The sequence below is a fragment of the Streptomyces sp. CC208A genome, from assembly GCF_030010625.1.
Taxonomy (GTDB): Bacteria; Actinomycetota; Actinomycetes; order Streptomycetales; family Streptomycetaceae; genus Streptomyces.
Window position 1 is genome coordinate 383890 of the sequence record NZ_JASCXN010000001.1, and the last position, 20908, is coordinate 404797.

Genomic DNA, 20908 nt, shown 5'->3' on the forward strand with positions numbered 1-20908 from the left:
CACGTCGTCAGAGCGTGACGCGGGCGGCGAGCGGCAGGTGGTCGCTCCTGGTCTCCGGCAGCGCCCAGGACGCGACCGGCTCGACGCCCCGCACCAGGATCTGGTCGATCCGGGCCATCGGGAAGGAGGCCGGCCAGGAGAAGCCGAAGCCGTCGCCGGCCGCGCCCTGGGTGGAGCGCATCTGCGAGGTGACGGCGTTGAGGGCGCGGTCGTTCATGGTGCCGTTGAGGTCGCCGAGGAGGACGAGCCGCTCGGCCCGGTCGCCCGCGATGGCCTCGCCGAGGGCGTTGGCGCTGGTGTCGCGCTGGTTGGCGGTGAAGCCGGCGTTCAGCCTGACCCGTACGGAGGGGAGGTGGGCGACGTACACCCGGAGCTCGCCCTGGGGGGCGACGACGGTGGCTCGCATGGCGCGGGTCCAGCCCATGTGGATGTCCACCGGCCGCGGGTCCCGCAGCGGCAGCCGGCTCCACAGGCCGACGGTGCCCTGGACGGAGTGGTACGGGTACTTCTCGGCGAGCGCCCGCTCGTAGACCGGCACCATGTCGGCCTTCAGCTCCTCCAGGGCGAGCACGTCGGCGCCGGAGGCGGCGAGCTGCCGTGCGGTGCCCTCGGGGTCGGGGTTGTCGGCGTTGACGTTGTGGGTGGCCACCGTGAGGTCGCCGCCGTCGGCCGACTTGTCGGCGACCAGGCCGCCGAAGAGGTTGAGCCAGACGAGCGCCGGGAGCAGCAGCGCGAGCAGGGCGGTGGCGGAGCGGCGCAGCAGGGCGAGGAGGAGCAGGAGCGGGACGAAGAGGCCGAGCCAGGGCAGGAAGGTCTCGGTGAGGCTGCCGAGGTTGCCGACCTTGTTGGGGATCTGCGCGTGGAAGGCCATCAGGAGGGTGAGGACGACGGCGCAGAGGGCGAGGAGGATGCCGCGCCGCCAGACGCCGGGCTCGCGCAGGCCCCGGGCGAGGGCGGAGCGGAGCCGGTCGCGGGTCCCGGAGCGCCCGCTTTCCGCGCCGCCGTGGTCCGTTCCCGTCATGTCCACCCGCGCCATCGCTGCCCTCACTCGCCTTGCCGTGCCGTCGTGCCGTGCGTGCTCCGCGACCCGCTCACGACCCTAGGGGATGGCGGGCCCGGCGCACTCCTCCAAGGACGGGCGGGGCGCGTGACGGGGTTCCGCTTCGGGGCCGGTACGGGCGGGCTGTGACAGAACGCGCACATTCGTGCGAGTCAAGGGCGTGTGAACAGCGCCACACCGGCCCACTTCCCCGCCCCTCGGGGGAGGTGCCACCATGGAGGTGGTCCGGGGACGCCGTCAGGGCGCCTCGAGATGACGAAGGAGTCGTTCACATGACGCTTCAGGCTGCCTCGAAACAGCCCGCCGACGGCGCGAACGCGAAGGCCGACAGCGCGAAGGCCGACAGCGCGAAGGCCGACAGCACGAAGACGCTGTACGGCGGCAAGGGCTCGCGCCGCCTCACCGTCCACGACATCGCCGCCGCCAAGACCCGCGGCGAGAAGTGGCCCATGCTCACCGCCTACGACGCCATGACCGCGTCCGTCTTCGACGAGGCCGGCATCCCGGTGATCCTCGTCGGCGACTCCATGGGCAACTGCCACCTCGGCTACGACACCACCGTGCCGGTCACGATGGACGAGATGGCCCTGCTCTCCGCCGCCGTCGTCCGCGGCACCCGGCGCGCCCTCGTCGTCGGCGACCTGCCCTTCGGCTCGTACCAGGAGGGGCCCGTCCAGGCCCTGCGCAGCGCGACCCGCCTCGTCAAGGAGGCCGGCGTACAGGCGGTCAAGCTGGAGGGCGGCGAGCGCTCGCTGCCGCAGACCGAGATGCTGGTGCAGGCCGGCATCCCCGTCATGTCCCACCTGGGCCTCACCCCGCAGTCCGTGAACACCATGGGCTACCGGGTGCAGGGCCGCTCCGACGAGGCCGCGCACGGGCTGCTGCGCGACGCCAAGGCCGCCCAGGACGCGGGTGCCTTCGCGCTCGTCCTGGAGCTGGTCCCCGCCGAGCTGGCCGCCGAGGTCACCCGCTCGCTGCACATCCCGGTCATCGGCATCGGCGCGGGCCCCGACACCGACGCCCAGGTCCTCGTCTGGACCGACATGGCCGGGCTGACCGGCGGCAAGGTGCCGCGCTTCAGCAAGCAGTACGCCAACCTCCGCGAGACGCTCGGTGACGCCGCCCGCGCCTTCGCCGAGGACGTGGCAGGCGGGGCCTTCCCCGCCGAGGAGCACACCTTCCACTGAGCCCGCCCCGGCACCGTCCGGACGGCCGACAGACGGCCGACAGCCCGCCGACAGTCCGTCGGCGGGCTGTCGGCCGTCTGTCAGCGGATTGTCAGTGGCGGCCTGTTCCATGGGGGCATGACGCGATCACAGACCAACGCCGTCGAGGTCCGGGGCCTCGTGAAGCACTTCGGCGAGACCAGGGCCCTCGACGGGGTCGACCTGGACGTCCGCGAGGGCACCGTCCTCGGGGTCCTCGGGCCCAACGGCGCCGGGAAGACCACCCTCGTCCGCTGCCTGTCCACCCTCCTCGTGCCGGACGCCGGGACCGCCACCGTCGCCGGTTACGACGTGGTGCGCCAGCCCCGGCAGCTGCGCCGCACCATCGGCCTCACCGGCCAGTACGCCTCGGTCGACGAGAAGCTCTCCGGCTTCGAGAACCTGTACATGATCGGCCGGCTGCTCGACCTGTCCCGTGCGGACGCCCGCGGCCGCGCCGACGAGATGCTGGAGCGCTTCTCCCTCACCGAGGCCGCCAAGCGGCCCGCGATGAACTACTCCGGCGGCATGCGGCGCCGCCTCGACCTCGCCGCCTCGATGATCGGCCGGCCGGCCGTGCTCTACCTGGACGAGCCGACCACCGGCCTCGACCCCCGCACCCGCAACGAGGTGTGGGACGAGGTGAAGCGGATGGTCGCCGAGGGCGTCACCGTCCTCCTCACCACCCAGTACATGGAGGAGGCGGAACAGCTGGCGGACGAGCTGACCGTCATCGACCGGGGCAAGGTCATCGCCAAGGGCGGGGTCGACGAGCTCAAGGCGAAGGTCGGCGGCCGGACCCTGAAGGTCCGCCCGGCCGATCCCGAGCAGCTGCCCGCGATGGCGGCCGCGCTCCGCGAGGCCGGTCTCGACGGCGTCTCCGGCGCGACCGTCGTGCCCGACGAGGCCACGCTGTACGTGCCGATCCTCACCGACCAGCAGCTGACCGCCGTGGTCGCGCTGCTCGGCGCCCGCGGTTTCGGCATCGCCCACATCGGCACCCATCTGCCCAGCCTGGACGAGGTGTTCCTCGCGATCACCGGTCAGAAGACCGCCGACTCCGCACTCCCCGACCCGTCCGACGCGATCGACGAGGAGGTCGCCGCATGAGCACGGCCACCGCCACCAAGTCCCCCTCCGGCAGCCGGACTCCGGCCCCCGCCCGCCCCGCGTCCGCCGCCGAGGACCGGATCGGCCTGCGGGCCAACCTCCGCCACATCGGCGCCCTGGCCCGGCGCAACGCCCTCCAGATCAAGCAGGACCCGGAGTCGATGTTCGACGCCGTCCTGATGCCGGTCATCTTCATCCTGCTCTTCGTGTACGTCTTCGGCGGCGCCATCGCGGGCAAGGGCAACAACGACGCCTACGTGAACTACGTGGCGCCCGGCCTGATGGCGATGATGGGCATGAACATCGCCATGGCCGTCGGTGTCGGCATCAACGACGACTTCAAGAAGGGGGTGATGGACCGGTTCCGGACGATGCCGATCGCCCGCTCCTCGGTCCTCGTCGCCAAGATCGTCGTCGAGATCGGCCGGATGCTGGTCGCCACCGCGATCCTGCTCGGCATGAGCTTCCTGCTCGGCCTGACGATCCACACCTCGGTGCTCCACCTGCTCGCCGCCATCGGCCTGTCGATGGTCTTCGGCGCCTCGCTGATGTGGGTCTTCATCCTGCTCGGTCTGAGCCTGAAGACCGCGCAGGCGGTCCAGGGCATGGCGATGCTGGTCCTGATGCCGCTGCAGTTCGGCTCCTCGATCTTCGCGCCGACGACGACGATGCCCGACTGGCTGAAGGCCTTCACGGACTACAACCCGCTGTCCAACCTCGCCGACGCCGCCCGGAACCTGATCAACGGCGGCCCGGTCGCCCACTCCGTGTGGATGACGCTGGGCTGGGCCCTGGCCATCACCGTCGTCACGGCGCCGCTCGCGGTCGCCAAGTTCCGCAAGAAGACCTGAGACAGCGCCACCTGACGGGGATACGGACGGACGGGGGGTCAGGACTCGGCACGCTCACTGATCGCGTCGGCGGCGGCGCCGAGCAGGGCGGCGGCCTCTTCGTGGGAGAGGCCGTCGCCCTCGGCGTACGCGGCGGCGAACGCGGCCTCGCCGAGGGCCGCCCTGGTCAGCTCCGTCGCCCGCTCCAGGTTCTCCCGCTCCACCGTCGGCTGCCGGTGCCCTGCCGGGACCAGGCCCTGCCGTGCCCCCAGGAGCACGGCCGCCGTCCGCGCCCCGGGGCCGCCGAGGCCGGCGAGCGCCCAGGCCGCGACGACCAGGTGGACGGGCGGCATCTGCGGGGCCACCGTCATCGACAGGGCGCCCAGCGACCGCTCGTACGCCTCGGCGGTGTGGCGGAGCGCGGAGGCGTACCGGCCTTCCAGGGCGTCGATCCAGCCCAGGCTGCCGAGGGTGAAGCCGCCGAAGAGGGAGAGGGTCTCGTTGCCGAACTCCCCCAGGAGGGTGGTCAGATGCTCGCGGGCCTCCTCGGTGCGGCCCGTGCGGCCGAGCGTCATGGCGAGGAAGAGCCGGGCGCCGGCCTGCGGTTCGTGACCGGGGGCGTGCCCGCCGTCCAGGATCTCCCGGAGGATCGCCTCGCCCTCCTCGGTCCTGCCGGTCTCGACCAGGATGTCGGCGTACCGGGCGCGCAGCAGGGCCCGCTGCGAGGGGGCGCCGATCTTCTCCGCGTGACCGATGGCGGCGGCGAAGTCGGCGGCGGCCTCGTCGAAGGCGAGCAGCCGCTCGTGGGCCTCGGCGCGGGAGGACAGGGCCTCGGCCGCGCCCCAGGAGTCCCCGAGCCGTTCGAAGATCTCCAGGCTCTCGTCGGCGTCGGCGATGGCCCGCTCCGCCCAGTCGCCCCGGTTGGCCAGCATGTTGGCGCGCATCTGGAGGACGTGGGCGAGCTCCCAGGCGTAGCCGTGGTCGCGGCAGGCCTGGACGGTGGTGTCGAGGAGTTCGTGCAGCCGGTCGGGCTCGCCGATGAGGATGGTGACGAAGACCGCGAAGGAACCGGGGAGCCGGCAGGTCTGGGGCAGCCCGGGCGGGTAGACGGCGGCGATCTCGCGGAGCCGGGCGGTGCCCTCGGGGGTGGTCCAGCGGGCGGTCTCGTGGTCCATGTTGAGGAGTTCGACGAGGCGGACGCCCCGCCGGGCCTCCCAGCGCTGCTCCTCGGAGAGCGGCGGCGGGGCGGCCGTGCACGGCTCGTGGAGCGGTGCGACGGGCGCGGCGGGCGGCGTGAACGGGTCGGGGCCGAGCCCGGCGGCGGCCTGCGCCGCGTGCAGGGCGTCGGAGCGCAGGTCGCGCAGCTGCCAGTACCAGAACAGGGCGTGGACGAGGAGCAGGGCCTCGTCCTCGTCGCGGGCGGCGACGGCCCGGGCGAGCGCGGTGCGGAGGTTGCCGTGCTCGGCGTCGAAGCGGGCCAGGGCGGCGCGCTGCCCCGGGCCGCGCAGACCGGGGTCGGTACGGCGGGCGAGCTCGCGGTAGTACGTGAGGTGGGCCCGCTCGGCGGCGGCCCGCTCCCCGGCCTCGTCCAGCCGTTCCGCCGCGTACTCGGCGACGGTCTCCAGGAGCCGGAACCGCATCCCGTCCTCCTCCGGCACCGCCACCACCAGCGACTTGTCGACCAGGGCGCCGAGCGCGTCCAGGACGTCGGCCCCCTCGGGTCCCGCGCAGACGGCCTCGGCCGCCTCCAGGTCGCAGCCGCCGGTGAAGACGGCGAGCCGCCGCAGCACCGCCCGCTCCGGCCCGTCGAGCAGGTCCCACGACCAGTCGACGACCGCCCGCAGGGTCTGCTGGCGGGGCAGCACCGTCCGTGCTCCCGAGGTCAGCAGCCGGAACCGGTCGTCGAGCCGGTCCGCGATCTGCCGCGGCGACAGCATCCGCAGCCGCGCCGCCGCCAGTTCGATCGCCAGCGGCAGCCCGTCGAGGCGCCGCACGATCTCCCGCGCCGCCTCCGGGTCCCGCGCCACGTCGAAGCCGGGGCGGGCCGCCGCGCCGCGCTCGGCGAGCAGCCGCAGCGCCGTCGCCTCCGGCAGCGGGCCCAGCGGCCGCAGCCGCTCCCCCGGCACGCCCAGCGGCTCCCGGCTCGTCGCGAGGACCCGTACCCCCGGACACCGGGCGAGGAGCGTCTCCGCGAGCCGCGCCGCCGCGTCCACGACGTGCTCGCAGTTGTCCAGGAGCAGCAGCATCCGCCGTCCCGCGCAGTGCTCCACGAGCCGGGACGACGGGTCGCCGCCGACGCGCAGTTCCTCGGCGCCCGCGCCACGCAGCACGGTCTCGCGGGCGCCGAGGGCGGTGAGGACGGCCTCGGGTACGGCCTCCGGGTCGCGGACGGGGGCGAGTTCGGCGACCCACACCCCGTCGGGCCAGGCTCCCGCGGCCCGTTCGGCCGCCTCCTGGGAGAGCCGGGTCTTGCCGGCGCCGCCGGGTCCGAGGAGGGTCACCAGACGGGCGCCGGCCAGGTCCTGCCGCAGGGCGGCGATCTCCTCGTCGCGCCCGACGAAGGAGGTGAGCCGGGCCCGCAGATTGCCGGGAGCGGGTGCGGGAGTGGGTACGGGAGCGGGTACGGGAGCGGGCTCCGCGACCGGGACGAGCAGGCGCTCGTGGAGGGCGCGCAGCTCGGGGCCCGGGTCGGCGCCCAGCCGCTCGGCGAGGGTCCCGCGCACCTCCTCGTACGCGGCCAGGGCCTCGGCGGGACGCCCTGAGTCGCGCAGGGCGCGGATCCGCAGGGCCTGGAGGGGTTCGTCGAGCGGCCGGTCGGCGCAGAGGGCGGTGAGCTCGGGGAGGACGTCGGCGGCCCGGCCGAGGGCGAGCGCCGCGCCGAGGCGGGCGCGGCGGGCGTCCAGGCGGCGGGCCTCCCAGCGGGCGGCCTCGGCGTGCCGGTCGGGCAGGTCGGCGAGGACGGGCCCGGACCACAGCGCGAGGGCCTCGTCGAGGAGCGCGGCGGCCTTCCCGGGGTCGCCGGCGGCGAGCGCGGCGGAGCCCTCGGCGGCGAGCCGCTCGAAGCGGAACAGGTCGACGTCCTCGCGGGCGGCCTCGAGCAGGTAACCGCCCCCGGTGGAGCGCACCCGCTCCCGGCCGAGCGCCTTCCGCAACCGCCCGACCAGCGCCTGCAGGGCGGCGACGGCGTCGGCGGGCGGCTCGTCGCCGTACCAGACCTCGTCGACGAGCGCGGTCACGGGCAGCGCCCTGCCCGGCCGCAGGGCGAGCACGGTGAGCAGCGCACGGACGCGGGGGCCGCCGACGGACGGCCCGGTGCCGTCCGCCGCCGTCACGCGGGTCGGGCCGAGGAGGTGGTAGCGCACGCCCCCATTCTCCGCGAGCGCCCGGCGGGCGCGGGGAGGCGGGGGAACCCGGCGGCGGGACGGTACGTTCTCCCGCACGAGACCCGCTCACCGGTCGTGCGGGCACGTCCCCGGGGGAGTCCGTGATGAGTTCGGCCGCCGTCCGCCGCCAGGAGCGCCGGATCAGTCCCGTCTTCCTGGGGGTGCTCGCCGTCATGGCGGTCGCCGGCTGGGCGGTGTGGACGGACTTCGCCGCCCTGCCCGGGGTGGCGGTCTTCCTCTTCGTCACCTCGGCGTGGATCGTCTCGCTCTGTCTGCACGAGTACGCGCACGCCCGCACGGCGGGGACATCACGGTGGGCGCCAAGGGCTATCTGAGCCTGAACCCGTTCGCGTACACCCACGCCGTCCTGAGCGTGGTCCTGCCGGTGCTCTTCGTGATCATGGGCGGGATCGGTCTGCCGGGCGGCGCCGTCTTCATCGAGCGGGGCCGGATCCGGGGCCGCTGGAAGCACAGTCTGATCTCGGCGGCGGGCCCGCTGGCGAACGTGCTGTTCGCGGTGGTGTGCACGGCCCCGTTCTGGCTGGGCGCGCTCGACGGGGTGCCGGCCGCCTTCCGGTACGCGCTGGCGTTCCTGGCGTTCCTCCAGGTGACGGCCGCGCTGCTCAACCTGCTGCCGGTGCCGGGGCTCGACGGCTACGGGATCGCGGAGCCCTGGCTGTCGTACCGGGTGAAGAGACAGGTCGAGCCGTTCGCGCCGTACGGCTTCTTCGTCGTGATCGCCCTGCTGTTCGTGCCGGTCGTCAACGGCGCCTTCTTCGACACGGTCGACGCCCTGATGGGCTCCCTGGGCGTCGACGAGCTGACCCGTCACTGCGGCTCGGCGCTCTTCCGCTTCTGGGAGGGCACGCCGGAGTACTGCCCCCTTTAGACCGAGGCGGCCGTCTCCTTCTCGGCCTTGGCGCGGCGGACGTAGTACCAGGCCATGTTGGAGGAGAGGCCGGCGAGGAGGACCCAGACGACGCCGATGAAACTGCCGTTGACGAAGGAGATCACGGCGGCGGCGACGGCCAGGGCGCAGACCGCGAGGGCGTAGAGGGCGAGACGGGGCATGGGGGTCGGCTCCTGTCGGGTACGGCCGGGTACGGCTTTGACGGTGCCCGACCAGTGTCCCCCATGCCCCGAAGCGTCCGTTCTCCGGCTCCGCTTCCCGGCTCCGCTCCCCGGGCTGTTCCCGGTGCGGCGGGGGCGGTCAGAGGTCGGTGATCCGCAGGCCCGCGTGGGCCTTGTAGCGGCGGTTCACCGAGATCAGGTTGGCGACCAGCGACTCGACCTGGTGGGCGTTGCGCAGCCGGCCCGCGAAGACGCCGCGCATGCCGGGGATGCGGCCGGCCAGCGCCTGGACGGTCTCGACGTCGGCGCGCTCCTCGCCGAGGACCATCACGTCGGTGTCGATCTCGGCGATCGAGGCGTCCTGGAGGAGGACGGCGGACAGGTGGTGGAAGGCGGCGGTGACCCGGGAGTCCGGGAGCAGCGCGGCGGCCTGCTCGGCGGCGGAGCCCTCCTCGGGCTTGAGGGCGTAGGCGCCCTTCTTGTCGAAGCCGAGCGGGTTGACGCAGTCCACGACGAGCTTGCCGGTCAGCTCCTCGCGCAGGGACTCCAGCGTCTTGGCGTGGCCCTCCCACGGGACGGCGACGATGACGATGTCGCTGCGGCGGGCGCACTCCGCGTTGTCGGCGCCCTGGACGCCGTGGCCGATCCCGGCGGCGACGGCCTCGGCGCGGTCGGCGGCGCGGGAGCCGATGATCACCTGCTGGCCGGCGGCGGCGAACCGGTACGCGAGGCCCCGGCCCTGGTCGCCGGTGCCGCCGAGGACGCCGACGACGAGACCGGAGACGTCGGGGAGGTCCCAGGGGTCCTTGGGGGCCTGCTTCGGGGCGTTCTGCCGCGGGGCGTCCTGCTGCGGAGGAGGGGTCGAGGAAGTCATGGCCCGACCCTACCCACCGGTTCGTTCCCCGTTCGGGTGGTTCGGCGACGATCGCCCCGCGCGGGGGCGGTGGCCGGGGCATCATGCGGCGCCATGGATGCCGTACGGGTCGCGTTGCTGCGGGAAGTGCTCGCCGGGACGGAGTGGCCGGGGGCCGCCCGCCGCTTCGCCGGGGCGCTGCGGGCGTCGGTGGTGCCGGCGCGGGGCGGACTGCTGCTCGTCGGCACGGAGGCGTACGAGCCCTGGCACCTCGCGGCGCACCTGGTGGACGAGGCGGCCTGGTCGGGGCTGCCGGAGCTGGCACCGGTGCTCGTCCGGCACCGGGCGCGGCCCGGGGACCCCCCGCACCTGGCCGTCGGCCTCGGTCGGCTCGAAGCGGCGGGCCGGGGGGCGACGCTTCTCGTGGTGGCGCCGGAGCGGCCGGAGGCGGGCCTGCTCCAGCGGGTGCACGACGCGCGCCGGGCGGGGGCGACGGTGCTGTCCCTGGACGGCGGCGATCCGGAGGTCCGGGGCCTGGCCCATGAGGCGCTCACGGTCGTGGAGGGCGCGGAGGTGGGCCTGGACACGGTGCAGCACCTGGTCAGCGCGGCGGCCGGCGAGAACAGCCTGCCGGGCCCGCGGGGCCGCCGGTTCCGGGACCGTCTCTCCTCCCTGGCAGACCGTCTGACGTCCCCGCCGCCGGCCCGCTGGTAGGAGCCGTACGGCTTTTAATTCGGTTGCCCGGGGCGGTCCGCCTCCGGAGCATGGCCCCTCGTGGCTCCCTCCCGTCCGACCCGACTTCGTGCCCGGCTCGCCGCCGTGCTTCCGGACACCGCGCCGTGGCGTTCCTCCCGTGACTTCCGGTTGCTGTGGGGGCAGGGGCTCGTCACGTACTTCGCCAGTGCCATGGCGATGGTCGCGCTGCCGCTGCAGATCAAGGAGCTGACGGACTCGCCGCTCGCCGTGGGGGCGATGGGCGCCGTGGAGCTGGTGCCGCTGGTGGTCTTCGGGCTGTACGGCGGGGCGCTGGCGGACGCGGTGGACCGGCGGCGGGTGATCGTGGCGACGGAGGCGGGCCTCGGCCTCCTCGCCCTGCTGCTGCTCGGGAACGCGCTGCTGGCGGAGCCGCTGCTGTGGCCGCTGTACGTGGTCGCGGCGGGCGTCTCCGCGCTGGCCGGGCTCCAGCGGCCGGCCCTGGACTCGCTGCTCGCCCGGATCGTGCCGCACGAGGAGCAGACGGCGGCGGCCGCGCTGAACTCGCTGCGCTGGCAGATCGGGGCGATCGCGGGCCCCTCGCTCGCGGGCGTGGTGGTGGCCTACGCGGGCCACGCCCCGGCGTACGCGGTGACGCTGGCCGGGTTCGCGGTCTCGGTGCTGATGTGCCGGCGGCTGAGCCCCGCGCCGCCCGCGCACGACGCCGACAAGCCGTCGCTGCGGTCGATCGCGGAGGGCGCGCGGTACGCCTCGTCGCGGCCGGTGCTGCTCGGCACGTACGCGATCGACCTGGCGGCGATGGTCTTCGCCTTCCCTAACGCGGTCTTCCCGTTCCTCGCGGACGAGCTGGACGCCCCGTGGTCGCTCGGCCTGGGGGCACCTCCCACGCCTTTAAGGCAGTGGGGGAGTACGCGGCGGGCTCGGTCGGCTCCCTGGTGCTGGGGCTGACCAGTGGCTGGACGTCGGGGGTCCGGCGGCACGGGCTGCTCGTGGCCGGCGGCGCGGCGGGCTGGGGCCTGGCGATCGCGGGCGCGGGCTGGTTCGGGAACGTGTGGTGGGTGCTGCTCTGCCTGGCGCTCGCGGGCGCCGGCGACATGCTGAGCGGACTCGGGCGCTCCACGATCTGGAACCAGACGATCCCGGAGGAGCTGCGCGGCCGTCTCGCGGGCATCGAGGTGCTGTCGTACAGCGTGGGTCCGCAGCTCGGCCAGGTGCGGGCGGGCGTGATGGCGGGCTGGACCGGCACCCGCGCGGCCGTGTGGGCGGGCGGGGTGGCCTGCGTCGCCTCGGTGGGCCTGCTGTGCCTGGCGCTGCCGAAGCTGGTCCGGTACGACTCCGCCACGGACGAGGACGCGCTGCGCCGCAAGGAGCAGCAGGCCCGGCAGGAGGGAACGACGGCCGGGACCGCGTGACGCGGGCGCCGGCCGTCCACCGGAGAGGCGCTACTCCCGGCCCTCCTCCGGCGGGGGCGCGTCGTGCCAGCGCGGGTCGGTCTCCCACTCCAGGTTGCGCTCGCGGGCGGTCTCCATGGCGTGGGACGCCTCCTCACGGCTGGCGTAGGGGCCGAACCGGTTCTTCGCCGGACATTCGGGCCCTTCCTCGACCTTCTTGTGCTCCAGGCAGTAGTACCACTCGCCCGGCTTTCCGGCCGTGCGCTTCTTGAACAGGGCCATGGTCGTCGGCTCCTTCCTTCGGGACCATGCTGCCCCAGACGCGGTCGTTAGACTCGCTGGCATGTCTGGCCAGTCGCTTCTCGTTCCGGGGGAGCTCTCCCCCACCCGCTCCGTCCCGGGCTCGATCCGCCGTCCCGAGTACGTCGGAAAGCCCGCCCCCACCCCGTACACGGGGCCCGAGGTGCAGGATTCCGACACGATCGAACGGATGCGGATCGCCGGCCGCATCGCCGCGCAGGCGATGGAGGAGGCCGCCAAGCACATCGCCCCGGGCGTCACCACCGACGAGCTCGACCGGGTCGCGCACGAGTACATGTGCGACCACGGCGCCTATCCGTCGACCCTGGGCTACCGGGGCTTCCCCAAATCGCTGTGCGCCTCGGTCAACGAGGTCATCTGCCACGGCATCCCGGACTCCACGGTGCTGCGCGACGGCGACATCGTGAACCTGGACGTCACGGCGTACATCGGCGGTGTCCACGGCGACAACAACGCCACCTATCTGTGCGGCGACGTCGACGAGGAGTCGCGGCTGCTCGTGGAGCGCACCCGGGAGGCGCTGAACCGCGCGATCAAGGCGGTGAAGCCGGGCCGGCAGATCAACATCATCGGCCGGGTCATCGAGTCGTACGCCAAGCGCTTCGGCTACGGCGTGGTGCGGGACTTCACCGGGCACGGCATCAACTCGTCGTTCCACTCCGGTCTGATCGTGCCGCACTACGACTCGCCCCACCACACCACCGTCATCCAGCCCGGCATGACCTTCACGATCGAGCCGATGCTCACCCTCGGCACCCACGAGTACGACATGTGGGAGGACGGCTGGACCGTGGTGACGAAGGACCGCAAGCGGACCGCGCAGTTCGAGCACACCCTCGTGGTGACCGACACCGGGGCGGACATCCTCACGCTGCCCTGAAAGGCCGCCCGGACGTCGTCCCGGGCCCCGGACGTTGCCCCTGGCCCCGGACGGGGTACAGCTCCTTACCGACAGGTCGTCGGGAACCAGTTGACTTAGGTAAGCCTAACTTGGCACGATCGAGTCGCTGGTTCCCGCCCCATCGGCTCCGGAGGCACGCCTTGGACACGCCCTTCTCCACCCTCATCCGCACGGCCTCGCACGAGCAGCACACGGAGGCGGAGACCTCGGCCTTCATGGGCGACCTGCTCGGCGGACGGCTCGGCGTGGCGGCGTACGCCCGCTACACGGAGCAGCTGTGGTTCGTGTACCGGGCCCTGGAGGAGAGCGCGGAGGCGCTGCGCGAGGACCCGGTCGCCGGACCGTTCATACAGCCCGAGCTGTTCCGCACGGCCGCCCTGGAGGCGGACCTCGCCCATCTGCGCGGCCCCGGCTGGCGCGCCGGGCTCTCCGCCCTGCCGGCCACGGAGGCGTACGCGGAGCGGGTCGCCGAGTGCGCCCGCGACTGGCCCGCCGGCTATGTCGCCCACCACTACACGCGCTACCTGGGCGATCTGTCGGGCGGTCAGATCATCCGCGACAAGGCCGAGCGGACCTGGGGCTTCGCCCGCAAGGGCGACGGCGTGCGGTTCTACGTCTTCGACGCGATCGACAACCCGGCCGCGTTCAAGCGGGCCTACCGCGCGCTCCTCGACGGGGTGAACGCGGACGACCTGGAGAAGCAGCGGATCGTCGACGAGTGCAGGCGGGCCTTCGCCTTCAACACGGCGGTCTTCCGCGAGCTGGGGAACGAGTTCCGGCTCAGCGCGTAGAGGTCCGACACGCAGGTGCCCCTCGGCGCTCCAGCGCGCGGGGGCCCCTCAGCGCGTGAGCGTGCCCTCCAGGCGGACCCGGCCGCCCAGTTCCACGATGCCGTCGGGGCCGGGGGCGGTGAGCAGCTGCGAGCCCCGGCCCTGGGTGATGTTCAGGGCCCGGCCCAGCTGCTCGGTGAGCAGCAGGGCCGCCGCGCCGGTGGCCTCGTCCTCGTCGATGCCGTCGCCCCGGCCGGGGAAGGCGCGCGCCCGGATCCGCCCGGCGGCCTCCTCCTCCCACGCCCAGGCGTAGACCCACTCACCCGGCTCGGGCACCCCGAGGGCGTCGACCTCGGCGGCGGAGCCGTACTGGCGCAGGGTGCGCGGCGGCGCCCATTCCGCGCGCGCCTCGATCCAGGTGAACTCGCCGTCGCCGCGCACCCAGACCTCCCCCACGGACGGGCGGACCACCTCCAGGTCGAGCAGCCAGGCGGCGCCGACGAGCGGGTGCCCCGCGAAGGGCAGGCGCACTCCGGGGGTGTAGATGTCGACGATCCCGCGCTCGGGGTCGTCGACGAACACGGTCTCGCTGAAGCCGAGTTCCTTGGCCAGTGCCTGCCGTGACGCCTCGTCGGGGTGGGTGCGCCCGTCCCGTACGACCCCGAGGGCGTTGCCGTGGCGGCCGTCGCCCGCGCAGAAGACCCGCAGGACGTCGATCTCGGTGCCCGTCACCCCAGTCGTGTTCATGGCGGAATTGAACCATCCAGGGGCGGGCGGCAGGGCCGCGGCTGCTCCTTCACCGGCGGCACGGACGGCCTCGGCCGCCTGGACGCGGCCCTGGCGACGGGCACCGGCGCGCTGGTCGCCACCGCCTTCCCGGCCGTGGGCCGGGAGGGAGTGGAGACCGCGCTCTTCGTGCGGGCGTCGGTACGGGCCTCCTCCGACGGCGGCCACGCGCCGCTGATCGGCGTGGTGCCGGGCTGCTGACGGCGGTGCTGCTCGGCCGGCTGTTCCACCGGGGCGCGCTCAGGATCGGCCTGGCGAAGTTCCTCACCTGGACCGGCGGGACGCCGGTCGTGGTGGCGGCGGGCGTGCTCGCGTACGGGGTGCGCGACCTCCAGGAGGCCCGCTTCCTCGGCGGCCTCGGCTTCCGGCCGGACCCGACGGTCCTTCAGGTCACGGTGCGGGCGCTGTATCCGGTCCCGACGCTCGCGCTCTTCCTCGCCCCGATAGGGTCGGGTCCGTCCGTGCGCGTGGAGAAGCAGAAGGCGACCGATGAGAAGGCTGAGGCTGGAGCGGCAGACCCGGCGGTCCGAGGGACGGCGTCCCGGCAGGACCCTGGCGGCGGTCGCCGCGGCGACCGTCGTGGCGCTGACGGCGAGCGGCTGTGTGACCGTCCACGGCGAGACGGCGGTCGTGCCGGGCGCGACGCCGGAGGAGGCGTCGGCGGCGCTGGCCGGTTTCGTCACCGCGTTCAACCGGGCCGACAAGGCCAACGACCCGAAGCTCGACGCCGGACAGGTGACCGGGCCGCTGGGGGCGATCAACCAGGCCGGTCTGAAGTCGAAGGCGGTGACCCAGCCCGGGGGCAATCCGGCGCACAAGCCGCTGGAGCTGCGCGACGCCCGTTTCCTGCTGCCCAGGAAGGCGGGCTGGCCGCGCTGGTTCGTCGCGGACACCGACGCCAACCGGGACGACGGCACGGCCCGCGCGGACAACCGCTGGCTGGTGGCCTTCGTACGCGGCGGCCCCGACCAGCCGTGGAAGGCCGCCCACCTGGTGATCCTCGGCCGGGACGAGATGCCCGAGTTCGCCGAGGAGCAGGGGGACGCGGTGCCGGTCGCCGCCGGTTCGGACGCGCTCGCGGTCGCCCCCGGCAAGCTGAGCGAGCGGTACGCCGCGTACCTCCAGGACGGCGGTGAGGGCCCGTTCACCGCCGGGCCGCACACCAGCGCGGTGCGCGAGCGGCGGGCCCGTACCGCCCAGCGGCCCGGCCTGGCCGTCCAGTGGATCGACCGCGCCGCCGACGACGGCGACTTCGCGCCGCTGGCGCTGGCCACGAAGGACGGCGGGGCGCTGGTCTTCTTCGCGAGCCGCCACTTCGAGCGGCAGACGACCGCCAAGGGCTACCGGCCGAAGGTGGGCCCGGAGCTGAAGGCCCTCATGCGGGGCGAGATCGTGAACACGGTGACCAAGGAGTGGGTGTCGAGCCAGGCCGTCCTGGTGAAGCCGGCGGGCAAGGACCGCGACGCGGTCACGTTCGCGGGCCGGCTCCAGGGCGTGGTGGCCGTCGAGGGCTCGTAGACCCTTCGCCCTTCGCCGACGGTCTTGAGGTCGACAGTCTTGAGTCGTACGGCTCCGAGGGCGGGGGTCCCGGCCCGGCGGGGTTCAGCGGGTGAGGGGCCAGGCGACGCCGTGGGCGGCGTGCTCCTCGTCGGCGCGCTCGGCGGCGTGCCGGGCGCAGGCGTCGGTGAGCGCCTCCAGGAGGCTCAACGGCTCGGGCAGGGCGTGCTCGGGGCCGCGGACCCAGCCGACGACGGGGTGGTCGTCCTCGTCGCCGGGGAGCCGGGCGGGCGGGACGAGGACGTAGCTGCCGCGGCAGTGCCAGCGCAGGCCGGGGTGCTCGTCCATGGTCTCGGGGTGGCAGTCGAGCTCGCAGGGCCACCACTCGTCCTCGTCCTCGGGGGTGCCCCGGGTGGCGGTGAAGAAGAGCATCCGGCCGCCGTCGCCGGTGCTGTCGGGGGCCTCGGCGACGGGCCCCACCTCGACGCCCTCGGCGAGGAGCCGGTCGAGGGCGGCGCGGCCGGCGGCCAGCGGCACGTCGAGGACGTCGTGGACCATGCCGGTGGCGGTGACGAAGTTCGCCTCGGGCGCGTTGCGCACCCAGCGCTCGATCTGGGCGCGGTCGGTGGTCGACTGGGTCTGCCAGGCGAAGGAGAGCGGGTGCCGGGCGGGGGTGGGGCAGCCGATCCGCTCACAGGAACAGCTGTAGCCGACGGGGTGGGCGGCGGGAGCCAGGGGAAGCCCGGCGGCGGCGATGGCCAGGAGCAGCTTCTCGCGGGTGTTCCCGTCCCCTGCCCCGGCGCGTTTCGGACGCCTGCGCAGCCACTGTGCGAGTTTGCCCTCCGTGCCGCGGTAGCGGCCGATGCCGTCGCCCATCTATCCCCTCACAGCTCATGCTCGCCCGGTCGGCTCTGCCCATGGTCCCACCATCCTGCGCCCCGGGTGACCGGAGTGGGGAACCGGGGGCGGTGACGACGCTCACGCCCGTCACGGGCGGGGGGTGAGGCCGCGCAGGGCGTGCTCGACGAGGGCGTCGGCATAGGCGTGGGTGAGGGGCCCGGTGCGGTGGAGCCAGCGGTGGTGGAGGGGGCCGACGAGGAGTTCGGTGGCGAGCCGGGGGTCGACGGCGGGGTCGGCCTGCCCGGCGGCCTGGGCGGCCTCGATGCGGCGGGCGAAGAGCCGGAGCTGGGGTTCGAGCAGCGCACTTGTGAAGCGGGCGCCGAGCTCGGGGTCGGTGGAGCCCTCGGCGGCGAGCGCCCGGGTGGGGGCGTCGTAGCGGGGGTCGTTGAGTTCGTCGACGGTGGCGCGCAGGACGCTCCGGAGGTCGGCGGCGAGGTCGCCGGTGTCGGGGAGGGCGGCCTCGCGGGGGTCGGCACCGGCCTCCCCGCCGGCCTCCTCGGCGGTGCGGGCGGCGAGGTCGAGGAAGGCGTCGAGGAGGACGGCGGCCTTGGAGGGCCACCAGCGGTAGATGGTCTGCTTGCCGACGCCGGCGCGGGCGGCGATGCCCTCGACGGTGGTCTTCGCGTACCCGGTCTCGGAGACGAGGGCGAGGGCGGCGTCGAAGATGGCACGGCGGGAGCGCTCGCTGCGACGGGAGGCGTCGGGGGTCTTGGACGCCGTGGGGGTCTTGGGGGTCTGGGGGACCTGGAGGACGGCGGGGGCCTTCGGCTCGGGCATGGCCGCAACCTACCACTCGCACGAGACGGAGCGTCTCGCCCGGGTGTTCGGGGACCGAACCACCCGAACGGTCCACTGCGCGGCGGCCACCGAGAGCGGACCATGGCTCCACCGATCCACGGCCCGCCCCGCGGGCCGCCCGTCCGTGAGGAGGCCCGATTGCGCCCCACTCCGCGCGAGTCCTCGCCCCGCCGCTATCTGATGTGCCCACCCGCGCACTTCGCGGTGTCGTACTCCATCAACCCGTGGATGGACCCGGCGAAACCCGTCGACCTCCCGCTCGCCCTCGCCCAGTGGGAGGACCTGCGCGACCGCTACCGGGCCCTCGGGCACACGGTCGAACTCCTCGACCCGCACCCGGAGCTGCCGGACATGGTCTTCGCGGCGAACGGCGCGACCGTCGTCGGCGGCCGGGTCCTGGGCGCCCGCTTCGCGTACCCCGAGCGGGCCGCCGAGGCCGAGGTGCACCTCGACTGGTTCCGCCGCCACGGCTGGGCGGAGGAGGACCTGCGGGTCCCGGAGCACGTCAACGAGGGCGAGGGCGACTTCGCCGTGACCTCCTCCTGGATCCTGGCGGGCTCCGGCTTCCGCTCCAGCCCGCTCGCCCAGGGCGAGGCCCAGGAGTTCTTCGGCCGCCCGGTGATCGGCCTGGAACTGGTCGACCCCCGCTACTACCACCTGGACACGGCGCTGTGCGTCCTCGACGAGGCGCGCGACGAGGTCATGTACTTCCCCGAGGCGTTCTCCCCCGGCAGCCGCGCCGTCCTGGCCCGCCTCTTCCCTGACGCCCTGCGGGCCACCGCGGAGGACGCGGCGGCCCTGGGCCTCAACGCGGTCAGCGACGGCCTCCACGTCCTGCTCCCGCAGACGGCGGCCGGCCTCTTCGCCCCGCTCCGCTCCCGCGGCTTCGAGCCGATCGGCATGGACCTGGGCGAACTCCTCAAGGGCGGCGGCAGCGTGAAGTGCTGCACGCAGGAGCTGCGCCCCTAGCCCTCCTCGGCGCCCTCCTCGGCGGGCGGCCAGGAGTCCCCCCACTCGGCGTCACGGGCCTGCTTGTAGAGGGTCCCGTGGCGCTTGGTGACGGTGTCGCGCCCGAGCCCGTCGGCCCCGCAGAGGTCGAGGAGGACGAGCCCCTTGCGGATCTGCGGCCGACGGGTGACGCGGGAGGGTGCGGGAGTCACCGGAAACCGGACGGCGGCGACGTACGCGTACTTCTCGTCCTCGTACGGCAGCGAGCCGCCCTTCACCTGCCGGTGCAGCGAGGAGCGGCTGACCCGCGCCGAGAAGTGGCACCAGTCGGTGCCGGGCTCGATCGGGCAGGCGCCGCTGTGCGGGCAGGGCGCGGCGACGGTGAAACCGGCGTCGACGAGGACGGACCGGGCGGCGATGATCCGCTCGTACCCGTCAGGCGTCCCCGGCTCGACGATCACCACGGCCCCGCGCGCGGCCCGCGCCGCCTCGGCGACGAGCGCGGCCCGGTCGGCCGGGGTCAGCTCCTTGAGCACGTACGAGACGGTGACGAGGTCGGTCTCGCCGAGCCGCAGCGCCGTACCGATGCGCTCGCGCCGCCACTCGGCGTCAAGGACCCCGCCGGCCAGCTCCCGCCCGAGCGCGAGCGCGGGCTCGGCCCAGTCGAGCACGGTGGTACGCGGCGGCGCCCCGCCCCACAGGTCGGCGACGGCCCAACTGGCGGCGCCGGTCCCACCGCCGACGTCGACATGACCGCCGGGCACCCAGTCGGGCGCGGCCGCCCGCAGCGCCGCCAGGGCCCCACGGGCGGCCTCGAAGGTGGCGGGCATGCGGTAGGCGGCGTACGCGACCACGTCGGACCGGTCGCGCAGCACGGGCGCGTCGGTCGGGGTCGTCCCCCGGTAGTGCGCGATCAGCCGCTCGACGGCCTTGGCGGCCTGCGAGGGCGGCAGCCCGTCGAGCACACCGGCGAGAGCGGCGCGCAACGACTCGCCGGAAACGGGGGAAAAATTCACCGCTCCAGTCTAGGCGCCCGCTTCCGCCGGACCCGCGCCCGCCGAGTCGCTCCGTCGCGGGGCTCGTCAGGCCGCGGGCTCCGCGTCGCGCCACGGCCTGCACAGCAGCAGGAAGCAGGTGAGCGCCGCGGCCGCGCAGGCGAGCTGGACGACCGCCATCGGCACCGCCGTCCGCTCCCCCGCCACACCGACCAGCGGCGACGCGACCGCCCCGATCAGGAACGACGACGTGCCGAGCAGCGCCGACGCCGACCCCGCCGCGTGCGGCGTCCGCATGAGCGCCTGCGCGTTGGTGTTCGGCAGCGCGAGCCCCATCGCGGACATGAGCACGAACAGTCCGGCGGCCACCGGCACGAGCCCGACCTCGCCGAAGACTCCACTGGTCATGAGGAGCAGCGCGGTCGCGGCGAGCAGGATGACGGAGAGCCCGAAGCCGAGCGCCTTGTCGAGGCTGACCCGGCCGACGAGCAGCTTCCCGTTGATCTGGCCGACGGCGACGAGCCCCACCGAGTTGAGCCCGAAGAGAAGGCTGAAGGTCTGCGGCGAGGCCCCGTAGATCTCCTGCACCACGAACGGCGACGCCGAGATGTAGGCGAACAGCACGGCGAAGGCGAGCCCCCCGGCCAGCATGTACCCGGTGAAGACGCGGTCGGCGAGCAGCCCCCGCATGGTCCGCAGGGCCTGCCCGACGCCGCCCTCCTGCCGCCGCTCCGGCGGCAGCGTCTCGTGGAGGAACCGCCAGACGACGACCGTCAGGAGAACCCCGATCACGGCGAGGACGTGGAAGACGCCCCGCCAGTCGGTGATCCGCAGGATCTGCCCGCCGATGAGCGGCGCGACGACGGGCGCGACTCCGGAGATCAGCATCAGGGTGGAGAAGAAGCGGGCCATCTCGACGCCGTCGTAGAGGTCGCGGACGACCGCACGGGCGATGACGATGCCGGCCGCGCCGGCGAGCCCCTGGAGGAGCCGGAAGCCGACGAGGAGCCCGGCGCTGGGCGCGAAGGCGCAGACGGCGGTCGCGAGGACGTACACGACCATGCCGGCGAGCAGCGGCCGCCGCCGCCCCCACTTGTCGCTCATGGGGCCGACGACGAGCTGCCCGAGGGCCATGCCGGCGAGGCAGGCGGTGAGGGTGAGCTGGACGGTGGCGGCGGGGGCGGTCAGCGAGCGGGTGACCTCCGGCAGGGCCGGCAGGTACATGTCCATGGACAGCGGCGGGAGGGCGGTGAGCCCGCCGAGGACCAGCGTGACGAGCAGTCCGGCCCGCCGGGCGGCGGGGACGCCGGATGCGGTGGGGGCGGCTATGGAAGGGTCGTGGGTCGAGGTTCGGCCGCTCTCCGGCATCACAGCT

The 20908-nt window shown here is 74.3% G+C and carries 18 protein-coding genes and 3 pseudogenes; 11 read left to right on the forward strand and 10 right to left on the reverse strand.

Translation table 11 applies throughout. From position 1 onward, the window contains the following. Positions 1-7: 7 nt before the first annotated feature. Positions 8-1036 carry an endonuclease/exonuclease/phosphatase family protein gene (locus QK442_RS01705; protein ID WP_282691933.1) on the reverse strand — a complete coding sequence of 343 codons (1029 nt, stop codon included), beginning with the start codon at positions 1034-1036 and terminating at the stop codon, positions 8-10. A gap of 296 nt (positions 1037-1332) precedes the next feature. On the opposite strand from QK442_RS01705, the gene panB reads away from it, so the two are divergent. The 3 genes from panB (at position 1333) to QK442_RS01720 (ending at position 4226) form a co-directional block, all read left to right on the forward strand. Continuing rightward, complete coding sequence (gene panB, locus QK442_RS01710; RefSeq protein ID WP_282691934.1) at positions 1333-2247, forward strand: 3-methyl-2-oxobutanoate hydroxymethyltransferase; 915 nt, start codon at positions 1333-1335, stop codon at positions 2245-2247. A 117-nt stretch (positions 2248-2364) separates the two neighbouring features. Further along, positions 2365-3375 carry an ATP-binding cassette domain-containing protein gene (locus QK442_RS01715; RefSeq protein ID WP_282691935.1) on the forward strand — a complete coding sequence of 337 codons (1011 nt, stop codon included), beginning with the start codon at positions 2365-2367 and terminating at the stop codon, positions 3373-3375. Then, on the forward strand, positions 3372-4226 hold the full coding sequence (locus QK442_RS01720; RefSeq protein ID WP_282691936.1) for an ABC transporter permease: 855 nt from the start codon (positions 3372-3374) through the stop codon (positions 4224-4226). The genes QK442_RS01715 and QK442_RS01720 overlap by 4 nt, the downstream gene beginning before the upstream one ends. 38 nt (positions 4227-4264) lie before the next feature. Here QK442_RS01720 and QK442_RS01725 read toward each other — a convergent pair whose 3' ends face one another. Next, the gene (locus QK442_RS01725) at positions 4265-7567 is read right to left on the reverse strand and encodes a BTAD domain-containing putative transcriptional regulator (RefSeq protein ID WP_282691937.1); all 3303 of its coding nucleotides are present in this window, start codon (positions 7565-7567) and stop codon (positions 4265-4267) included. Positions 7568-7692: 125 nt separating this feature from the next. Here QK442_RS01725 and QK442_RS01730 point away from each other — a divergent pair. Next, positions 7693-8477, forward strand: a pseudogene (locus tag QK442_RS01730) (site-2 protease family protein). On the opposite strand, the gene QK442_RS01735 reads toward QK442_RS01730, so the two are convergent. After that, a complete protein-coding gene (locus tag QK442_RS01735; RefSeq protein WP_282691938.1) occupies positions 8474-8659 on the reverse strand; it encodes a hypothetical protein in 186 nt (61 codons plus the stop codon). The pseudogene QK442_RS01730 and the gene QK442_RS01735 overlap by 4 nt on opposite strands. A gap of 139 nt (positions 8660-8798) precedes the next feature. Then, positions 8799-9533: an NADPH-dependent F420 reductase gene (npdG, locus tag QK442_RS01740; RefSeq protein ID WP_282691939.1), complete on the reverse strand. Its 735-nt coding sequence runs from the start codon at positions 9531-9533 to the stop codon at positions 8799-8801. Positions 9534-9626: 93 nt separating this feature from the next. Here npdG and QK442_RS01745 point away from each other — a divergent pair, with 93 nt between their 5' ends. Next, a complete protein-coding gene (locus tag QK442_RS01745; protein WP_282691940.1) occupies positions 9627-10226 on the forward strand; it encodes a hypothetical protein in 600 nt (199 codons plus the stop codon). A 60-nt stretch (positions 10227-10286) separates the two neighbouring features. Next, positions 10287-11638 (forward strand): annotated as a pseudogene (locus QK442_RS01750) (MFS transporter). A 30-nt stretch (positions 11639-11668) separates the two neighbouring features. Here the strand turns inward: QK442_RS01750 and QK442_RS01755 are convergent. Then, positions 11669-11899 (reverse strand): hypothetical protein, encoded by a 231-nt coding sequence (locus QK442_RS01755; RefSeq protein WP_282691941.1) that lies wholly within the window; start codon positions 11897-11899, stop codon positions 11669-11671. Positions 11900-11960: 61 nt separating this feature from the next. Here QK442_RS01755 and map point away from each other — a divergent pair, with 61 nt between their 5' ends. Both map and QK442_RS01765 read left to right on the forward strand, forming a co-directional pair. Beyond that, positions 11961-12818, forward strand: coding sequence for a type I methionyl aminopeptidase (map, locus tag QK442_RS01760; RefSeq protein ID WP_282691942.1), 858 nt, complete (start codon positions 11961-11963; stop codon positions 12816-12818). 161 nt (positions 12819-12979) lie between these two features. Further along, complete coding sequence (locus QK442_RS01765; protein ID WP_282691943.1) at positions 12980-13630, forward strand: biliverdin-producing heme oxygenase; 651 nt, start codon at positions 12980-12982, stop codon at positions 13628-13630. Positions 13631-13678: 48 nt separating this feature from the next. On the opposite strand, the gene QK442_RS01770 is transcribed toward QK442_RS01765, so the two are convergent. Then, the gene (locus QK442_RS01770) at positions 13679-14356 is read right to left on the reverse strand and encodes a PhzF family phenazine biosynthesis protein (protein ID WP_282691944.1); all 678 of its coding nucleotides are present in this window, start codon (positions 14354-14356) and stop codon (positions 13679-13681) included. Between the two features lie 72 nt (positions 14357-14428). Between QK442_RS01770 and QK442_RS01775 the strand changes: the two are divergent. Both QK442_RS01775 and QK442_RS01780 read left to right on the forward strand, forming a co-directional pair. Continuing rightward, a pseudogene (locus QK442_RS01775) lies at positions 14429-14844 on the forward strand (FTR1 family protein); the annotation flags it as partial. Positions 14845-14947: 103 nt separating this feature from the next. Next, positions 14948-15913, forward strand: a complete 966-nt coding sequence (locus tag QK442_RS01780) for a hypothetical protein (protein ID WP_282692053.1) — start codon at positions 14948-14950, stop codon at positions 15911-15913. Between the two features lie 84 nt (positions 15914-15997). Here the strand turns inward: QK442_RS01780 and QK442_RS01785 are convergent, their stop codons facing one another. Together QK442_RS01785 and QK442_RS01790 are read right to left on the reverse strand one after the other, a co-directional pair. Then, positions 15998-16768, reverse strand: coding sequence for a bifunctional DNA primase/polymerase (locus QK442_RS01785; RefSeq protein WP_282691945.1), 771 nt, complete (start codon positions 16766-16768; stop codon positions 15998-16000). Positions 16769-16879: 111 nt separating this feature from the next. After that, the gene (locus QK442_RS01790) at positions 16880-17569 is read right to left on the reverse strand and encodes a TetR/AcrR family transcriptional regulator (RefSeq protein ID WP_282691946.1); all 690 of its coding nucleotides are present in this window, start codon (positions 17567-17569) and stop codon (positions 16880-16882) included. A gap of 159 nt (positions 17570-17728) precedes the next feature. Between QK442_RS01790 and ddaH the strand changes: the two genes are divergently transcribed. Continuing rightward, positions 17729-18559: a dimethylargininase gene (gene ddaH, locus QK442_RS01795; RefSeq protein ID WP_349239624.1), complete on the forward strand. Its 831-nt coding sequence runs from the start codon at positions 17729-17731 to the stop codon at positions 18557-18559. On the opposite strand, the gene QK442_RS01800 is transcribed toward ddaH, so the two are convergent. Then, on the reverse strand, positions 18556-19554 hold the full coding sequence (locus QK442_RS01800) for a small ribosomal subunit Rsm22 family protein (protein ID WP_282691947.1): 999 nt from the start codon (positions 19552-19554) through the stop codon (positions 18556-18558). The genes ddaH and QK442_RS01800 overlap by 4 nt on opposite strands. Positions 19555-19620: 66 nt before the next feature. Continuing rightward, the gene (locus QK442_RS01805; protein WP_282691948.1) at positions 19621-20901 is read right to left on the reverse strand and encodes a Bcr/CflA family multidrug efflux MFS transporter; all 1281 of its coding nucleotides are present in this window, start codon (positions 20899-20901) and stop codon (positions 19621-19623) included. Positions 20902-20908 lie beyond the last annotated feature (7 nt).